Here is a 17,182-nt window from a genome sequence, read left to right as displayed (position 1 = left end):
GGGAGACACCATGGCAGAACGTCCGGCAGACGCGGCCCGCCCGGCCCGGCGCGACCGGCCCACCCATCTGGCCCGGGTGGTGCGCACCGAGCGGCTCACCCCGCATATGCAGCGGGTGGTGCTGGGCGGCCCCGGCCTCGACGCGTTCACCGCGGGCGAGTACACCGACCACTATGTGAAGCTGCTCTTCCCCCCGGCCGGTGCCGTCTACCCGGAGCCCTTCGACCTGGGCCGCGTCCGGGAGGAACTGCCCCGCGACCAGTGGCCGGTGACCCGTACCTACACGGTGCGGGCCTGGGACGCCGAGGCCGGTGAGCTCACCCTGGACTTCGTCCTCCACGGCGACCAGGGCCTGGCCGGTCCCTGGGCCGCGGGCGTCCGGCCCGGCGAGGAGATCCGCTTCACGGGCCCCGGCGGCGCCTACGCCCCCGCACCCGAGGCGGACTGGCATCTGCTCGCCGGGGACGAGAGCGCGCTGCCCGCGATCGCCGCCGCCCTGGAGTCCCTGCCGTCCGGCGCGCGGGCGTACGCCTTCGTCGAGGTGGCGGGGCCCGAGGAGGAGCAGAAGATCGACACCGCCGCGGAGGTGGTGTGGCTGCACCGCGGGGAGCGCCCGGTCGGCGAGGCGCTGACGGCAACGGTGCGCGCCCTGGAGTTCCCCACCGGTCGGCTGCACGCCTTCGTGCACGGCGAGGCGGGCTGCGTGAAGGAGCTGCGCCGACTGCTCCGGGTCGAACTGGGCCTGGAACGCGAGCAGTTGTCCATCTCCGGCTACTGGCGCCTCGGCCATGACGAGGACGGCTGGCAGGCCTCCAAGCGCGACTGGAACGCCCGGGTGGAGGCCGAGCAGGAACCGGCAGCCGCTTGAGTCGTGCCTACTCCGCGGGCGGTGCCGGGTCCGTGCTGATACGGGCGTGGAGGTGCGTGTCGTGCCAGCCGTCGGCGTGCAGGGCGGCGCTGCGCTGGACGCCCTCCAGGGCGAACCCGCACTTGCCGGCCACCCGGCAGGAGCTGGCGTTGCCGGTGGCGTGCGTCAACTCCAGCCGGTGGAAGCCGACTTCGTCCAGCGCCCAGCAGGCCAGCGCCCGTACCGCGCGCGGGGCGACGCCGGTACCGCGGGCCTCGGGCACCGTCCAGTAGGCGACCTCCGCGATGCCGTCCTCCGGTCGGATACCGCGGAGGGCGACCCGGCCGCGCAGCGCACCGCTGTCCGCCTCGGCCACCGCCCAGAACGCGTCCTGCTCCCCCGGCCACGCCGCCTGCCACTGCCCGATCCACTCCGCGGCCTCCGCGATGGAGCGGCAACTGCGCGCGTGCCAGCGCTCAAGCAGCGGGTCCTGGAAGGCGCGGTGTACGGCGGGCGCGTCCTCCGTCCGCCACGGCCGCAGCAGCAGACCGCCCCCGGCGGGCAGCTCAGGCTGCTCCCGGCCGCCGAGGCCGCCCGGTCCGATGACATCGTCGATGAGGGAGGGCATGGGGCTGATGGTGGCGCAGCCCTCCGGCCGCCGGTGCCGGTTTCCGCGCAGCTCGGCGGGGAGGCGGCGGAGGCCGTACCCTGGCCCGCGCCCCGCGCCGTACCCTGGCCCGCGTGAGACGTAAGCGCCGTGTTCCGCCCGCTCCGCTGCCGCAGCGCGGTGGTGTCGATCCGGTGCGGCTGCGGCTGCCGGTCGAGGGGCCCTGGGCCACGGTGCGGGACCATCTCGCCGAGCGGCTGGCGCCGGGGCCCACGGTGGTGGACGCGATGCTGCGGGACGGCGCCTTCGTCACCGAGGACGGGAGTGCGGTGCGCTCCGGCGATCCGTACCGGCCGGGCGCCTACGTGTGGTTCCACCGGGAGTTGGCGCCGGAGGTGCCGGTGCCGTTCCCGCTGCCGGTGGTGTACCGGGACGAGCATCTGGTGGTGGTGGACAAGCCGCACTTCCTGGCCACCACTCCGCGCGGCGGGCATGTGGCCGAGACGGCACTGGCCCGGCTGCGCCGCGAACTCGGCCTGCCGGAGCTGGGCGCCGCGCACCGGCTGGACCGGCTCACCGCGGGCCTGGTGCTGTTCACCGTGGAGCCGTCCGAACGCGGCGCGTACCAGCGGCTGTTCCGGGATCGGCGGGTGCGCAAGGAGTACCGGGCGGTGGCGCCGTACCGGGCGGGGCTGGTGCTGCCGCGGACGGTGCGCAGCCGGATCGTGAAGGAGCGCGGGGTGCTGACCGCCCGCGAGGTGCCGGGCGAGCCCAACGCGGAGACGCGGGTGGAACTGCTGGACCACCGGGGCGGCCTCGGCAGCTACCGGCTGCTGCCGAGGACCGGGCGCACCCACCAACTACGGGTGCATCTGGCCGCGTTGGAGGTGCCGATCCTCGGCGACCCGCTCTACCCGGAGGTCCTCGACCCCGAGCCGCCCGGGGTGTTCCGCCGTCCGCTGCAACTCCTCGCGCACGTACTGGAGTTCACCGACCCGGTGACGGGGCGGGAGCACCGCTTCGAGAGCGGGCGGGAGTTGGCGGCCTGGGCGGACCCGGCGGGCTGGTCCGCCGACGCACCACCTCCGGCCGTCTGACCCATCCCCCGCCGCCCCGGCCGCCTCCAACTCAGGCCCGCGTCCCCGGTGTTACTCCCCGCGCCACCACCGCAGCAACCGCGCCAGTGGGCCACCAGAGGGGGCGCCTCCCTGGCCGGTCACCTCGGGCTCCGTCGCCAGCACCGCCTCGGGCGGCAGCTCGCCACCCTGACCCGTACCGGCCTCGGACCCGGCGGGCGAGGGAACCGCGGCGGCCGGGGTGTGGGCGGCGGGCCGCGGGGTGCTGATCTGCCAGGCGGGCTCGACGCGGCGCGCGGTACCGGCGCTGGGGCGGGCCCTCACATCCTGGGGCGGCTTGGGGGCGAAGGTCACCGGCAGCTCCACCAGGTGCCGGGAGAGGATGGACGCGGTCCAGCGCAACTCCTCCTCCGGCACGGCGAGTTGGACGTCCGGCAGCCGCATCAGCAGGGCGTCCACCCCGGTGTCGGCGATGGCCCGGCCGATGTCCTGCCCCGGGCACTCGTGCGGGCCGCCGCTGAACGCCAGATGCGAGCGGTTGCCCTGCATGTTGGCGGAGAGGTCGGGGCGCACCACCGGGTCGACGTTCCCCGGCGCCATGCCCAGCATCAGCCCGTCCCCGGCCCGGATGTGCTGGCCGCCCAACTCGGTGTCCTGCTTGGCGACATAGGTGAGGATGGCGCTGAACGGCGGTTCGTCCCACAGGGATTGCTCCACCGCCTCCGGCACCGTCATCTGCCCGCCGCTGAGTTGGGCCCGGAAGCGGGGGTCGGTGAGGACCATCCGCAGGACGTTGGCGATGAGGTTGGCGGTGGCCTCGTAGGCGGCGATCAGCACCACCCGCAGATGCTGCGCCACCTCGTCGTCGGTGAGCCGCGACCCATGGGTGATGAGGGCGCTGGCGAAGTCCTCCGCGGGCTGCGCCCTGCGCCGCACCACCAGCCGCATCAGCGCGTCCATGACGTACTGGTTGCTGCTGACGGCGGTCTCGGTGCCGCGGATCATGTCGCGGGCGGCGCCCACCATCCGCTCGCTGTACTCCTCGGGCATACCGAGGACCTGGAGCATCACCATCATCGGCAGATGCTCGGCGAAGCGGCTGACCAGGTCGGCGCGGCCGTCCTGGCAGATGTCGTTGACCAGGCGCTGGCTGTAGCGGTTGATGTGCCGGCGGATTCCGCGGTGGTCGATGGTGGCCATGGCGGCGGTGACCGCGCCGCGCAGCCGCTGGTGCTCGGCGCCCTCGGCGAAGCTGCACACCGGCTGCCAGGTGAAGACCGGGCCGAGCGGATGGCCGGGGCCCGCGCTGCCGTCCTGCACCGCCCGCCAGTAGCGGGTGTCCCGGGTGAAGTGGGACGGGGTGCGGACCATGTGCATGTTCTCGCTGTGCCCGAGCACCGCCCACACCGGCACGTCCTCATGGAGCAGTACGGGCGCCACCGGGCCGTGTTCGGCGCGCAGCTTCTCGTACAGACCGGAGAGGTCGGCGTCGGCTTCCGGCCCGTAGAGGCGGCGCAGTCCGCCGGGGCTGTGGGCGTGCGCGGGGCAGCCCGGCGGGGGCGCTGGGTGGCCCGCACCTGGGTGGGAGGGGGGAGTCGTCACTTCGTCGCTCCGGATTCCGGTGGTCCGATGGTCCGTTGGCTGGGGGTGGGGCCGTGTCAGGCGGGGGTGGCGGAGAGGGAGTGCAGAAAGCGCATCAGGGTCATCAGGACGTCGCGGCTGGAGGCGCGGTGCCGGGCGTCGCAGTTGATCACGGGCACCTGCGCCGGCAGGTCGAGCGCGCCGCGCAGCTCCTCCAGCGGGTAACTCGGGGCGTCCGGGAAGTGGTTGACGGCGACCACGAACGGCACCCCGCGCTCCTCCAGCCGCCCGATGACGTCGAAGCTGACTTCCAGACGGCGGGTGTCGACCAGGACGACCGCGCCGAGCGCCCCCTCGAAGAGGCCGTTCCAGAGGAACCAGAAGCGTTCCTGGCCGGGGGTGCCGAAGAGGTACAGCACCAGTTGCTCGGTGATGCTGATCCGGCCGAAGTCCATGGCGACGGTGGTCGCGGTCTTGGTCTCGGAGCCGTAGTTGTCGTCGACGCCGATGCCCGCCTGGGTCATCGTCTCCTCGGTGGTGAGCGGCCGGATCTCGCTGACCGAGCCCACCATGGTGGTCTTGCCCACGCCGAAGCCGCCGACGATCACCACCTTCACCGCGGCCTGGGCGGTGTCCGGCAGCGCGTCCTCGCTGCTGGGGCCCGTGAGGGTGTCAGAGCCTTGAAAGTCCATGCATCACCGCTTCGAGAAGGGAACGGTCAGGGAGCGCGGAGCGGACGATCGGCGCGCGCGCCTGCACCAGTTCGGCCGTGAGCAGCTCGGTCAGCAGTACGGTCACCACGCTGAACGGCAGGTTGAGGTAGGCCGAGACCTCGGCCACGGACAGGGGGTTGCGGCACAGGCGCAGTAACGCGGCCTGTTCCGGCTGGGTGGTGGGCGGCGGCGGGTCGACACGGGCCACGACCAGGGTGACCAGGTCGAGGTGGGCGCGGCGGCTGCCGTCCGGGCCACCGGTGAGGACGTAGAGGCGCTCCGGGTTGCCGGGGGTGTCCCCCGAGCCGGGCTCGGGGGTGCGGCGTTCGCGTCGGGGAGGTGTCATACGGGGTGCCCGTCGCGCCGGGGCGGGCTGGTGAGGTGGGCACCGATCCGCACCACCAGGTCCCGCATACGGTTGCTCATCAGCCCGGCGTCCACGATCTCGTCGGCGAGGACCGCGAGATAGGCGCCGGCGCCGGCCGCCATCAGGTAGAAGAAGCCGCCGCTGACCTCGATGATGACCATCCGCATCCGGCCGTCGCTGTCCGGGATCTCGGTGGCGACGGCGCTGGCCAGGCTCTGGAGTCCGGCGCACGCCGCGGCGATCCGGTCGGCCGCGTCCGGGTCGCCGCCGTGGCGCGCTATCCGCAGGCCGTCGGCGGAGAGGACCACGACCTGGCGGGTACCGGGGACGCCGTCGGCGAGTTCCTTGAGCATCCAGTCGAAGTTGGCACGCTGCTGGATCACTGGGACTGTCCTCCGTCGTTCCACATGTCATTCTGATCGGCCCGCCGCGGCGTGCCGTTGGCTGCACCGTGGCCACCGGAGGTGGGATCGGTGCCGGTGTCCTGGCCGCCGGTACCGCCGACGCCCTTCATGAACGCCTCGACCCACAGGCCCGGTTCGGGGTCCTGCGACTCGGGGCGGCGGGGCTGGGGCGGTGCCGGTCTGGCGGCGGCCTGTTCGGCGTGGGCCTCGGCGATCCGGTGGCTGAAGGGTTCTTTGACGCGGCTACGGCGCTGCGGCAGGCCGTTCGCCGTCCACTCGGTGACCACCGGTGCCTCGTCCTCCATGGCGGTCGCGGGGCTGAGGGGTGCGGTGGGCGGGGCCGGGGAGGGGACGGGGCCGGTGGGGCGGCGGAGCTTGGCGCGGCCCGGGGTGGCCTCCACGAGCTGCCCCGTCTCGTCCACCCGGGGCACCGCGGAGGCCCCGATACCGTGCGCGAGTCCGGGGGCGGGCCCGGTGGTGAGCATGTCCCGCGGTACGACCAGCACGGCCCGCACCCCGCCGTAGGCGGACTGACGCAGCGACACCTGCATGTCGTACATCTGGGAGAGGCGGCCCACCACGGCCATGCCGAGGCGCGGGGTCTCCCCCAGGTCGTTGAGGTCGATACCGGCCTGGGCCTGGGCGAGCATCCGCTCGGCGCGGGCCCTGGCCTCCTCGCTGAGGCTGACGCCGCCGTCCTCGATCTCGATGGCGATCCCGGTCTGCACCTCGACCGCGGTGACATGCACCTTGGTGTGCGGCGGCGAGTAGCGGGTGGCGTTGTCGAGGAGTTCGGCGCAGGCGTGGATGAGTGGCTCCACCGAGGTGCCCTTGATGGCGACGGTGGCGATGGAGTGCAGTTCGACGCGCTGGTACTCCAGGATGCGGGACATGGCGCCGCGCAGCACGCTGTACAGCGGCACCGGGCGGGGCCACTGGCGGCCGGGGCGGGCGCCGCCGAGTACCGCGATGGAGTCGGCGAGGCGGCCGATCAGCGCGGTGCCGTGGTCGATGCGGAGCAGGTCGTCGAAGACCTCCGGGTTGCGGCCGTGGTCGTCCTCCATCTCCCGCAGGTCGGCGGCCTGTTGGTGGACGATGGCCTGGACGCGGCGGGCGATGTTGACGAAGGCGCGCTGGGCGGCCTCCCTCATCTCGCTCTCCCGGTCCACGATGTCCAGTACGGAGAGCAGCAACGCCCTTGGCGTTTCGGGGAGTTCACGCAGGGCGGGGTCGGAGTCGACCAGCGCGTGGACGGCTTCGGCGGGCGTCTCGCCCTGCCGCATCCGGTAGAGGGTGTCGGGCAGCAACTGGTCGACCAGGTGCCGGGTCTCGGCGTCATGGGCGGCGAGACGCCGTTCCAGGAAGGCGAGTTGGCGGCCGGTGTGGGTGCGCAGCTCGCGCAGGGCGCGGCCGCGGCGTACGGCCTCGGCGGCGACGGCGACCACCAGCAGGGTGCCGACGGCACCGCACAGCGCGACGGCGGTCCGCGCGGGCCGGTCTACCAGGGCGACGGCTCCGCCGGTGGCCGCCGCCATCAGCAGCGCGGGCAGCAGCAGCACGCGCAGATAGGGGACGTCGCGGCCACCGGGGGGCGGTTGAACACTCACCATGTATGCCCTCTGAACGGTTTTCTCGGGGAGGAGTGCCAGGGGTCGCCACAGCGGAACGGGGACCTTCCCGGCACGGGGAAACAAGCGCATGAATCGCTCAACTCAGCGCGCTGCGGGCGAGCTTAGTCCCGCTGGAACATCACCGAGTCATATTCGCCAAGCGCCTGAAATGACCGACCGGACCCCATACACTCAGGCCCATTTATACGCACCGCTGTGATCCGAGCGCATGGAGTGATCAACTCCGGGTTTACGGAAGCCCGTGCTCCGCACTGTGTGATCACAGCACCGGAGAACGGATCATCGCCGACCCGAAGGCCCTCTCCGGATAGCCGAAAAGCGACGCTCACCGCCGCAGAAAAGGCCGACACCCCCGGTCAGAGCACCGGGGGCGACCATCATCGCTCGATCCGGCGGCCGGTCTCAGCCAACCGACGAGTACGCCACCACCCCGCGCAGCAGACCGTCCACCGCCTTACGGGCGTTCCGCGCCACCGTGGAGCCCTCGCCCGGCGCCGCCGCCGAGATCTGCCCCAGCACGTCAATGAGCTGCTTGCACCAGCGGACGAAATCCCCCGCGGGCATCTCCGCCTCCCGCAGCACCTCGTCCAGCCCCTTCCCGGACGCCCACATATAGGCGGACCAGGCGAAACCCAGATCCGGCTCCCGCTGCCCGACGCCCTCCGCCTGGCTGATCCGGAAGTCCTCCTCCAGCCCGTCCAGCCGGCCCCAGATGCGGACCATCTCGCCGAGCGCCGCCTTCGCCTTCCCGGACGGCAGCTTCGGCGCCAGCGCATCGTCCGCCGCCCGCGCCTCGTACACCAACGCCGAGGCGCACGCGGCCAGTTCGGCCGGGGCGAGGCCCTCCCAGACTCCGGCCCGCAGGCACTCGCTGGCCAGCAGATCCAACTCCCCGTAGAGCCGCGCCAGCCGCCGCCCGTGCTCGGTGACCTCGTCACCGCGGAGGTAGTCCAGCTCGGTGAGGAGCTTGACGATCCGGTCGAAGGTGCGGGCGATGGTGTTGGTACGGCCCTCGATCCGGCGCTCCAACTGCGAGGTGTCCCGCAGCAGCCGGTGGTACCGCTCCGCCCAACGGGCGTGGTCCTCACGCTCGTTGCAGCCATGGCAGGGGTGCGCCCGCAGCTCGGCCCGCAGCCGGGCGATCTGCTGGTCGTCTGCCGCCTCGGCCCGCTGCTTGCGGTGCCGCTCCGGCTCCAGATGCCCCGCCTTGGTACGCAGCGCCGAGGCCAGATCACGGCGGGACTGCGGGCTGCGCGCGTTGAACGACTTGGGGATGCGCATCCGCTCCACCGCCGCCACCGGCACCGGGAAGTCCATCGACCCCAGCCGCTTCACCTGCCGCTCCGCCGTCAGCACCAGCGGACGCGGCCCGTCGTGCTGGTCGAAGCCGCGGTGTCCGTTGGACCGGCCGGCCGGCAGCCCCGGATCCAGCACCAGCGCCAGCCCGGCGAACTTGCCCGTCGGCACATGGATGACATCGCCCGGCTTCAGCTTCTCCAGCGCGGCCGCCGCCTGCGCCCGCCGCTGCGCCGCGCCCTGCCGCGCCAACTCCGTCTCCCGGTCCTTGAGATCGCGGCGCAACTGCGCGTACTCCTCGAAGTCCCCGAGGTGACAGGTCATCGACTCCCGGTACCCGTCGAGCCCCTCCTCGTTGCGCTGGACCTGGCGGGAGATGCCCACCACCGAACGGTCCGCCTGGAACTGCGCGAACGACGTCTCCAGCAGCTCCCGCGAACGGTGCCGCCCGAACTGGCCGACCAGATTCACCGCCATGTTGTACGAGGGCTTGAAGCTGGACCGCAGCGGATAGGTGCGCGTACCGGCGAGACCGGCCAGATGCTCCGGGCTCATCGCGCGCTGCCACAGCACCACCGCATGGCCCTCCACATCGATGCCGCGGCGCCCGGCCCGGCCGGTGAGCTGGGTGTACTCCCCCGGCGTGATGTCGGCGTGCTGCTCACCGTTCCACTTGACCAGCTTCTCCAACACCACGGAACGCGCGGGCATGTTGATGCCCAGCGCCAGTGTCTCGGTGGCGAACACCGCCTTCACCAGGCCGCGTACGAACAGCTCCTCGACGACCTCCTTGAAGGTCGGCAACATGCCCGCGTGGTGGGCGGCGATACCCCGCTCAAGCCCCTCCAGCCACTCGTAGTACCCGAGGACGTGCAGATCCTCGGAGGGGATGGCGGCGGTGCGCTCCTCCACCAGGGCGCGGACCGTGCCGCGGGCCTCCTCGTCGTTCAGCCGCAGCCCCGCGTACAGGCACTGCTGGACGGCGGACTCGCAGCCGGCCCGGCTGAAGATGAAGGTGATCGCGGGCAGCAGCCCCTCCGCGTCCAGGCGCTCGATCACCTCGGGGCGGCCCGGCGTCCACACCCGGGACCGCTGGCGCCGCTCCCGCTCCCGGTCCGCCTCGCGCTGGGCCCGGCCGCGGCGGCGGCCAGGACCGCCGAAGCCGGGGCGGGCCGCCTCCATCCGCGCCAGCCGCGTCAGATCCGGATTGACCGCCTTCTTCTGCCCCTCGCCCTCCTCGAAGAGGTCGTACATCCGGCGGCCCGCCAGCACATGCTGGAAGAGCGGCACCGGCCGGTGCTCGGCGACGATCACCTCGGTGTGCCCGCGCACGGTGTCCAGCCAGTCCCCGAACTCCTCGGCGTTGGAGACGGTGGCCGACAGCGAGACCAGAGTCACCGACGGCGGGAGGTGGATGATGACCTCCTCCCACACGGCGCCCCGGAAGCGGTCGGAGAGGTAGTGCACCTCGTCCATGACCACATAGCCGAGGCCGAGCAGGGCCTGCGAGCCGGCGTACAGCATGTTCCGCAGGACCTCGGTGGTCATCACCACCACGGGGGCGTCCGCGTTGACGCTGTTGTCACCGGTGAGCAGGCCGACGTGCTCGGCGCCGTAGCGCTTGGCGAGGTCGGCGTACTTCTGGTTGGAGAGCGCCTTGATCGGCGTCGTGTAGAAGCACTTCTTGCCCTGGCGCAGCGCGAGATGCACCGCGTACTCGCCGACGATGGTCTTGCCGGAGCCCGTGGGCGCGGCCACCAGCACGCCCTTGCCCGCGTCCAGGGCCTGGCACGCCTCGATCTGGAAGGGGTCCAGGCCGAATTCGTACATCGCGCGAAAGGAGCCGAGTGCGGTGGCCTGCTCGACGGTGCGCGCACGGGCTGCCGCGTACCGTTCGGCCGGTGAGAGATCCTCTGTCATCGTGCTTTCGAGCGTACCCGCCGCCTCTGACAGTGGCCGATCATTATCCGGATCCGGACGTCACCGCAGGTCGGGCGGGCCCAGCAGACGCAAGGCGCCCGGTACGCACTCGGCGGTGAGCGGCAGCGGCCCCAGCGGCTCGCCGTCCGCGTAGCCCGTCACATCCGGCGCGGCCAGCTCCACCCGGCGGGCGCGGAAGGTGCGGACCACGGGATGGTCGAGATGGGTGCCCCGGTAGACTCGGGGGAAGACACGCACCAGCGTGCCGCGGCTGCACTCCCCCACCACGGTCAGATCGAACAGCCCGTCCGTCAGCTCGGCCCGCGCACAGATCCGCATCCCCCCGCCGTACGAGGTCCCGTTGCCCACCGCGACCAGCGTCGCCGCCACCTCCAGCGGCCGCCCGCCGTCCAAGGTGATCCGGTACGGCAGCGGCCGGAACGCGGCCAGCTCGGCCAGCATCGCCACGTCGTACTTGAACCGGCCGGGCGGCCAACTCATGCGGTTTCCACGGTCGTTGACCCGGGAGTCGAAGCCGGAGGCGAGGACGGTACCGAACCAGCGGTCACCGACCCGCCCCAGGTCCACCGCGGTGGTCCGGGACTCCTTCAGGGCGTCCGCGGCGAGCCGGGCGGCCGCGGCCGGACTCCGTATCGGCAGGCCCACGGTGCGCGCGAAGTCGTTCCCGGTGCCGACCGCGACCACCCCGAGCGGAGTCCCGGTACCGGCCACCGCCTGCAGCGCCAACTGCACCAGGCCGTCCCCGCCGACCGCGACCAGCGCCCCCGTCCCCGCGGCCACCGCCTCCCGGGCGCGGCGCAGCGCGTCGGGCGCGTCCTCCCCGAGGACGGTACGGACACGGAAACCGGCGTCACGCAGAGCGGCCGCGGCCGGCTGCGCCGCGCGGGCGCCCCGGCCGCGGCCCGCGGCGGGATTGACGAACAGGCTGATCTCGCAGGTCACCCGGCGGAGGCTATCGCCCCGCCCCCGGCTCTCAGGTCACGTCGTCATAACCGTTGATCCGGTCCTGGCCACCGGTCGACTGCTCCGGCATCGTCCGGCCCGCCGGCACCGACTCGGTGCCGGCGATGTCCTCCGGAGTGAGATCCAGGTCCGAGGCCTCGTCGTCCGCGGGCCCGGACTCCTCGGCACGCTCCTTGCGGCGGTCGTTGAGCACGGAGAACGCCGCGGCACCGAAGTACAGCACCCAGATCGGCCCGGCCAGCGCCAACATGCTCACCGGGTCGGTACTGGGGGTGGCGATCGCCGCGAAGCAGGTGATGCCCAGGATCATCCCGCGCCACCAGCCCAGCATCCGGCGCCCGCTGAGCACCCCGGTGAGGTTCAGCATCACCAGCAGCAGCGGCATCTCGAAGGAGAGCCCGAAGACCAGCACCATCCGCGTGATCAGATCGAGCAGATCGTCCAGCGGCAACTGGTTGTCGAGATCCGCCGGCGAGAAGTCCAGCAGCACCCTCGACATGGTCGGCAGCATCTTGTACGCGGCGAAGGCACCGCCCAGGAAGAGCGGAAAGCCCGCCGCCACGAACGCCCTGGCGTACTTCTTCTCGTTCTGGTGCAGCCCGGGTGCGATGAACGCCCACAACTGGTACAGCCAGATCGGCGAGGCGCCGATCACACCGACCATCAGCGACACCTTCAGCGCCAGGGTGAACGGCGTGAGCAGGCCGTTCAGCACGATCCGGGCGCAGGTCCCGCTCTCCTGCCGGGCCAGCTCCGCGAAGCTGCTCTTGCAACCCACGGCGTGCAGGATCGGGTCCGTGAAGAACGCGATGATGTCCTTGTAGAAGAAGGCGGCCGCGATCGAGACCAGCACGATGCCCAGCACGGCCTTGGCCAGCCGGTTGCGCAGCTCACGCAGATGTTCTCCGAGCGGCATCCGCCCCTCGGGATCCTTGTCCCGTGTGTCCTTCTTGCGGGCAGACTTCAGCAACCCACGTCCTCATCTCGTGCGGCGGTCCGGCGGCGGCCGGCCAGCGTCAGCGCTGCGTGTTGTCCGTGGGCTCGTTGACCGGGCGGGAACTCTTCACATCGCCCGGGGCGGCCTGGATGGTACGGGGCGGCTGGGACTGCTCCGGCTGCGGCGGGTCGGACGGGGCGGCGGCCGTGTCCTTGCCCTCCGTCTTCATCGCCTTGGCCTCGCTCTTGAGGATGCGCGCGGACTTGCCGAGCGAGCGCGCCATGTCAGGAAGCTTCTTCGCGCCGAACAGCAGGACGATCACGACGAGGATGAGAATGATCTCGGGGGCGCCGAGCCTTCCGAACATAATGACTACCTTCTCACCGAGGGCGGCAGGGGCGGACGCGGCCGAACGATCGGACGTCCGTCCGACCACCGCGGTAGCAAGGATCGTAACGTGCAGGGGTAAACACGAGGCAATAACTGCACTGTGCACGCCTTTTTCAAGGCTCGGTTCGCCTCCGGGGCACGGCAGGAGAGAACGGGCGAGGGGAAGCCTCGTCGGGTCAGCCCAGATCGCGGGTGGTGGACGCGGTGGCCGCGGTGGCGGTGGCTGCGCGTTCCAGGTCGTCGGCGGCGCGGGAGATGCGGCGGGCCGCGTCGTCCACCTGCCGCCCCAGTCGCTGGGCCTCCACGAAGACCCGCACCGCGAACACCGCCAGCACGGCGAGCCCGGCGAACCCGAGGACGATGGCAAGCATGGGCCAGAACATGAGCCGAGCCTAACGGTCCCGCGCAGGCCGCTCGGACACCCCTCGGCCCCTCAGACTTTCGAGTGCAGCCGCAGGGTGCGCACCCCGCCGCCGGTGAGCAGTTCGACGATGCGCTCTCCGGCCGGCTTGCGCACCGCGGCCCCGCACTCGGGGCAGGTGAACGAGTAGAACGTGGTGCGGCGGGAGGCTCCGATGGCCAACCGCAGTGCACCGGCGGCCAGTTGGAAGCAGGCCCGGCAGTCCGGGCAGGCCGCCCGGAAGACGGCGGGCCGGCCCGGCGCGGTGGCCGTCACCGGGTCTGCCCCTGCGGGCCGGGGGCAGGGGCGGCGTCCGGGGCGGGCCCGGGCGCGTCATAGGCGGCGAGGGCCAGCCGGGCCGCCTCCCGGGCGCTGCTGGCCAGTTCCTCGGGGACGGTGATACGGCCGTCGGCACCGAGGCGGAGGGCGAGCCGGCGCAGGGAGGCCGGGTCGGGGGTGCGCAGGGTGATGCGGAGCCCGCCGTCGGGCAGCTCCTCGGCGCTGTCGTGCGGGTAGTACTCGGCGACCCAGCGTCCGCCGGGGCCCACCTCGACGACCACCTCCGGGTCCTCCGCGGCGGGCTGCACCAGGCCCTCGGACAGGTCCCGCAGCTCGACCTCGGGCGGGGCGGCGGGCTCGTCCAGGATGCGGATCTCGGCGACCCGGTCGAGGCGGAAGGTGCGGCGGGCCTCGGAGCGGCGGCACCATGCCTCGACGTAGGTGTGGCCGACGCTCACCAGCCGGATCGGGTCGATCTCGCGTTCGGTGACCTCGTCGCGGGCGGGCGAGTAGTAGCGGATCCACAGGCGGCGGCGCTCGGAGATGGCGCGGTCCACATCGGCGAAGACGCCGCCCTCGGACTCGAAGGTGACGGAGAGTCGGGAGCTGGCGCCGGCCGCCTCGCCGGCCGCGGTCTCCAGCTTGGCGGTGGCCCGCAGCAGGGCCTGCCGGTCGCTCTCGCGGAGTCCGGGCAGGGTGGCCACCGCGCGGGCGGCGACCAGCAGGGCCGTCGCCTCGTCGGCAGCGATCCGCAGCGGCTCGGCGGCCTCGGCGGCGAGCGCGCCCGGGTTCCGCCACCAGATGCACTCGCCGTCGGTGTCGATGTCGAGGAGGTCCCCGCCGCGGAAGCTGGTACCGCACAGCGGCAGTACGTCCAGGTCGGAGATCAGCTCGTCCTCGGTGACGCCGAAGGCGCGCGCCACGTCCTCCACCCGGGCTCCGGGCCGCTCCCGGAGGTAGGTCACGAGGGACAGCATCCGGCGGGTCTGGTCGATGGCGTTCACCGGCCGCCCCCCGCGCGTGCTCTTGCCTGCCACGGTCTCGCGTCTCCCCCTCAGCCCTTGGCGACGGCGCGCAGCCGCTCCACCACGTCGGCCCGCAGCTCCGCCGGTCCGAGCACGACCACATCGGGGCCGAACTCGACCAGCCAGGCGTCCAGGCCGTGCCCGTACGGGATCTCCAACTCCTCCCAGCCCCCGCCGAGTTCCCGTACCGTGCGGGCGCGGGCGCGCAGCGGGTAGCCGGCGCCGGTGCGGAGCCGGATGAGGGCGCTGCGCTCGGCGCTCTCGCCGGCCCAACTCTCCACCGTCTCGCGGACGGTGACCACATCGGGCACCTCGGCGGTGAAGCGTCCGGGACGGTTGCGCACCCGGCCGGTGATACGGGAGAGGCGGAAGACGCGCTCGGCGCCGCGGTCCCGGTCGAAGCCGGCCAGGTACCAGTGGCCGCGCCAGCACTCCAGCGCCCAGGGTTCGACCTGGCGCTGCTCGGGGCGGGCCGCGTTGGCCTTGCGGTAGTCGAAGGCGACCGGTCTGCGGTCCCGGCAGGCCAGCATCAGCGGTTCGAACGCGGCCTCGTGCACCGGGATCCGCGGCTCCAGCGCCCCGTGCGGCCCGTACGGGTCGACGTCCTCGGGGAGGCCGGCGGCACGGAGTTTCTGCAGGGCGCCGCTGGCGGCGGCGGCGAGGCGGGCCTGCTGCCAGACCTTCGCGGCGAGGCCGAGCGCGGCGGCCTCCTCGGCGTCCAGGGTGACGGGGGGCAGGCGGTTGCTGTCGCGGCGGGCGAGGTAGCCGATCTCGCCGTCGAGATTCTCCACCGTCTCGATGACCAGGCCCAGTTCGCGCAGATCGTCCTTGTCGCGCTCGAACATGCGGCTGAAGCTCTCGTCGCCGCCCGCTTCGAGGTAGGCCTCGATGGAGTCGCGCAACTCCCGCTTGCTCAGCGGCCGCCGCGTCCCGAGCAGGCACAGCGCGAGGTTCATCAACCGCTCCGCCTTGGCAATGGCCATCGACGCCCTACGTCCTTCCGTTGTGCCCCTGTGCGCTTGACCGTACAGCGCTCCCCCGCCCGGGCAAAGCCGAGGCCCCTGCCGTACGGGCAGGGGCCTCGGGTGGTGCGCCGGAGCGCCGCGGCGGGCGGTCAGACGGAGACCAGGTCGCAGACGAAGATCAGCGTCTCGCCGGGGGCGATCCGGCCGCCGCCGGCACCGCGGTCGCCGTAGGCGAGGTGCGCGGGGATGGTCAACTGGCGGCGCCCGCCGACCTTCATGCCCTGCACACCCCGGTCCCAGCCCGCGATGACCTGGCCGGCGCCCAACTGGAACTGGAGCGGCTTGCCGCGGTTCCAACTGGCGTCGAACTCCTCGCCGGTGGAGAAGGACACGCCCACATAGTGAACGGAGACGGTGTCGCCGGCCTTGGCCTGCTCGCCGTCGCCCTCCCAGATGTCCTTGATCTCAAGATCCGCCGGGGCGTCGCCTTCGGGGAAGTCGATCTCGGGCTTCTCGATGCTCACGTCACTTGCTCCTGATGGTTACGGATGGGGGGCGGGGGACAGTGTGCCATCCCCCGCGCTCCGGACAGCGGGCCCCGCTCACATGGCGGCGAGGATGTCCGCGACGAAGACCAGGGTGGAGTTGGCGGGCAGGTCGGCGCCCCGCGCCTGGTCCTTGTACGCCTGCTCCGGCGGGATCACCAGCAGCACCCGGCTGCCCACCTTCTTGCCGACGAGGCCCTTGTCCCAGCCCTCGATGACCTGGCCCGCACCGATCTTGGTGCTGAAGGGCGCCCCGGTCTTCCAGGAGGAGTCGAAGAGCTTCGCCTCCTTCTTGCCCTCGTTCAGCTTCCAGGCAGCGCCGCTGTACTGCATGTACACGGTCTGGCCGTTCTTCACCTCGGCGCCCTTGCCCTCGATGAGGGTCTTGGAGACGAGCTTCTTCGGCGGGTCGTTCTTGGGGATGGAGATGGTGGCCGGTTCCGGCTTGTCCGCCTTGATCTGCGGCAGGTCGGACGGGATGGCCGACTGGGTGCCCTCGGCCTGCTTGGGGATCACCTTGTCGATGTCGAGCGCGAAGACGAGGGTGTCGCTGCCCTGCACACCGAGCTGCTGGTTGCCCTGGCTGCCGAAGGCGGCGGTGGGCGGCGCCACCACCAGGACCCGGGAGCCGATCTTCTGCCCCAGCACGGACTGCGAGAAGGCCGGGATGATGGTCTTCGAACCGGCGGTGATGACCTGCGGCGCCCCGCCCTTCATATAGGAGCTGCCGAGGTCCTTGCCGCTGTCCCAGATCTTGGCGGTGTAGTCGGCCACCACCAGGTCGTCCTTCTTGACCGTGGCCCCGCTGCCCTCGGACACGGTGTTGACGACGAACTTCCCGCTCGGCTTCGCCTTGGGCACCGTGATGCCGGCCTGCTTGCCGGTCTTGCCGGTCACCTTCGGCATCGGGGAGGCCGATTCCACCGGCTTCGGCGCCTTCGGCGGGGTCGTCTCGCTCGGCGAGGCACTGGGGGAGGATTTGGCCTCGGACGACCCGGAATCCTCACCTCCGCAGGCGGTCAGCGCCAGGGCAGGCACGATGAGCAAGGCTGCAAGTCGGCGTCGCACAAGGGTCCTCGGGGGGTTCGGGGAGGTGGTCAGGATCGCCACTCTACGGGCGGCGGCGCACACGCCGAAGCGCGGCAGGCAAAAGAGGGACCGGTCCGCTGTCCGGACCGGTCCCTCCACCCACTCCGCGTCCCCGCACCCGTACCG

General features: G+C 72.3%; 18 protein-coding genes. 2 read left to right on the top strand and 16 right to left on the bottom strand.

The window, feature by feature from the left end; translation table 11 throughout:
• Positions 1-10: 10 nt before the first annotated feature.
• The gene (locus ACFVST_RS11710) at positions 11-868 is read left to right on the top strand and encodes a siderophore-interacting protein (protein ID WP_390149344.1); all 858 of its coding nucleotides are present in this window, start codon (positions 11-13) and stop codon (positions 866-868) included.
• Positions 869-875: 7 nt separating this feature from the next.
• Here the strand turns inward: ACFVST_RS11710 and ACFVST_RS11705 are convergent, their stop codons facing one another.
• Complete coding sequence (locus ACFVST_RS11705; protein WP_390149342.1) at positions 876-1,475, bottom strand: GNAT family N-acetyltransferase; 600 nt, start codon at positions 1,473-1,475, stop codon at positions 876-878.
• 113 nt (positions 1,476-1,588) lie between these two features.
• On the opposite strand from ACFVST_RS11705, the gene ACFVST_RS11700 reads away from it, so the two are divergent.
• Complete coding sequence (locus tag ACFVST_RS11700) at positions 1,589-2,551, top strand: pseudouridine synthase (RefSeq protein ID WP_390149340.1); 963 nt, start codon at positions 1,589-1,591, stop codon at positions 2,549-2,551.
• 51 nt (positions 2,552-2,602) lie between these two features.
• On the opposite strand, the gene ACFVST_RS11695 is transcribed toward ACFVST_RS11700, so the two are convergent.
• From ACFVST_RS11695 to ACFVST_RS11625, 15 genes are all read right to left on the bottom strand, one after another.
• Complete coding sequence (locus ACFVST_RS11695) at positions 2,603-4,132, bottom strand: cytochrome P450 (RefSeq protein ID WP_390149339.1); 1,530 nt, start codon at positions 4,130-4,132, stop codon at positions 2,603-2,605.
• 56 nt (positions 4,133-4,188) lie between these two features.
• Complete coding sequence (locus ACFVST_RS11690) at positions 4,189-4,803, bottom strand: ATP/GTP-binding protein (RefSeq protein WP_390149337.1); 615 nt, start codon at positions 4,801-4,803, stop codon at positions 4,189-4,191.
• Positions 4,784-5,170: a DUF742 domain-containing protein gene (locus tag ACFVST_RS11685; protein ID WP_390149335.1), complete on the bottom strand. Its 387-nt coding sequence runs from the start codon at positions 5,168-5,170 to the stop codon at positions 4,784-4,786. The genes ACFVST_RS11690 and ACFVST_RS11685 overlap by 20 nt, the downstream gene beginning before the upstream one ends.
• Positions 5,167-5,574 (bottom strand): roadblock/LC7 domain-containing protein, encoded by a 408-nt coding sequence (locus tag ACFVST_RS11680; protein WP_390149334.1) that lies wholly within the window; start codon positions 5,572-5,574, stop codon positions 5,167-5,169. The genes ACFVST_RS11685 and ACFVST_RS11680 overlap by 4 nt, the downstream gene beginning before the upstream one ends.
• On the bottom strand, positions 5,571-7,205 hold the full coding sequence (locus tag ACFVST_RS11675; RefSeq protein ID WP_390149332.1) for an ATP-binding protein: 1,635 nt from the start codon (positions 7,203-7,205) through the stop codon (positions 5,571-5,573). Before ACFVST_RS11675 ends, ACFVST_RS11680 begins: the two co-directional genes overlap by 4 nt.
• Before the next feature lie 423 nt (positions 7,206-7,628).
• Complete coding sequence (locus ACFVST_RS11670) at positions 7,629-10,442, bottom strand: DEAD/DEAH box helicase (protein WP_390149330.1); 2,814 nt, start codon at positions 10,440-10,442, stop codon at positions 7,629-7,631.
• A gap of 60 nt (positions 10,443-10,502) precedes the next feature.
• Positions 10,503-11,405, bottom strand: coding sequence for a diacylglycerol kinase (locus ACFVST_RS11665; RefSeq protein WP_390149328.1), 903 nt, complete (start codon positions 11,403-11,405; stop codon positions 10,503-10,505).
• Between the two features lie 31 nt (positions 11,406-11,436).
• A complete protein-coding gene (gene tatC / locus ACFVST_RS11660; protein ID WP_390149326.1) occupies positions 11,437-12,396 on the bottom strand; it encodes a twin-arginine translocase subunit TatC in 960 nt (319 codons plus the stop codon).
• Positions 12,397-12,442: 46 nt separating this feature from the next.
• A complete protein-coding gene (tatA, locus tag ACFVST_RS11655) occupies positions 12,443-12,730 on the bottom strand; it encodes a Sec-independent protein translocase subunit TatA (protein WP_390149324.1) in 288 nt (95 codons plus the stop codon).
• A gap of 199 nt (positions 12,731-12,929) precedes the next feature.
• Positions 12,930-13,136: a hypothetical protein gene (locus ACFVST_RS11650; RefSeq protein WP_390149322.1), complete on the bottom strand. Its 207-nt coding sequence runs from the start codon at positions 13,134-13,136 to the stop codon at positions 12,930-12,932.
• A 50-nt stretch (positions 13,137-13,186) separates the two neighbouring features.
• Entirely contained in the window at positions 13,187-13,429 is a 243-nt protein-coding gene (locus ACFVST_RS11645) for a hypothetical protein (protein ID WP_390149320.1), read from the bottom strand.
• On the bottom strand, positions 13,426-14,409 hold the full coding sequence (locus ACFVST_RS11640; protein WP_390149479.1) for a helix-turn-helix transcriptional regulator: 984 nt from the start codon (positions 14,407-14,409) through the stop codon (positions 13,426-13,428). The genes ACFVST_RS11645 and ACFVST_RS11640 overlap by 4 nt, the downstream gene beginning before the upstream one ends.
• Before the next feature lie 77 nt (positions 14,410-14,486).
• Entirely contained in the window at positions 14,487-15,440 is a 954-nt protein-coding gene (locus tag ACFVST_RS11635; RefSeq protein WP_390149318.1) for a helix-turn-helix transcriptional regulator, read from the bottom strand.
• Positions 15,441-15,571: 131 nt separating this feature from the next.
• Positions 15,572-15,946, bottom strand: a complete 375-nt coding sequence (locus ACFVST_RS11630; RefSeq protein ID WP_390149316.1) for an FKBP-type peptidyl-prolyl cis-trans isomerase — start codon at positions 15,944-15,946, stop codon at positions 15,572-15,574.
• 78 nt (positions 15,947-16,024) lie between these two features.
• Positions 16,025-17,035 (bottom strand): FKBP-type peptidyl-prolyl cis-trans isomerase, encoded by a 1,011-nt coding sequence (locus tag ACFVST_RS11625; protein WP_390149315.1) that lies wholly within the window; start codon positions 17,033-17,035, stop codon positions 16,025-16,027.
• Positions 17,036-17,182 lie beyond the last annotated feature (147 nt).

Source organism: Streptomyces sp. NPDC058045, assembly GCF_042885635.1.
Classification (GTDB): domain Bacteria; phylum Actinomycetota; class Actinomycetes; order Streptomycetales; family Streptomycetaceae; genus Streptomyces.
This window is presented reverse-complemented; position numbering and strand designations above follow the sequence as displayed.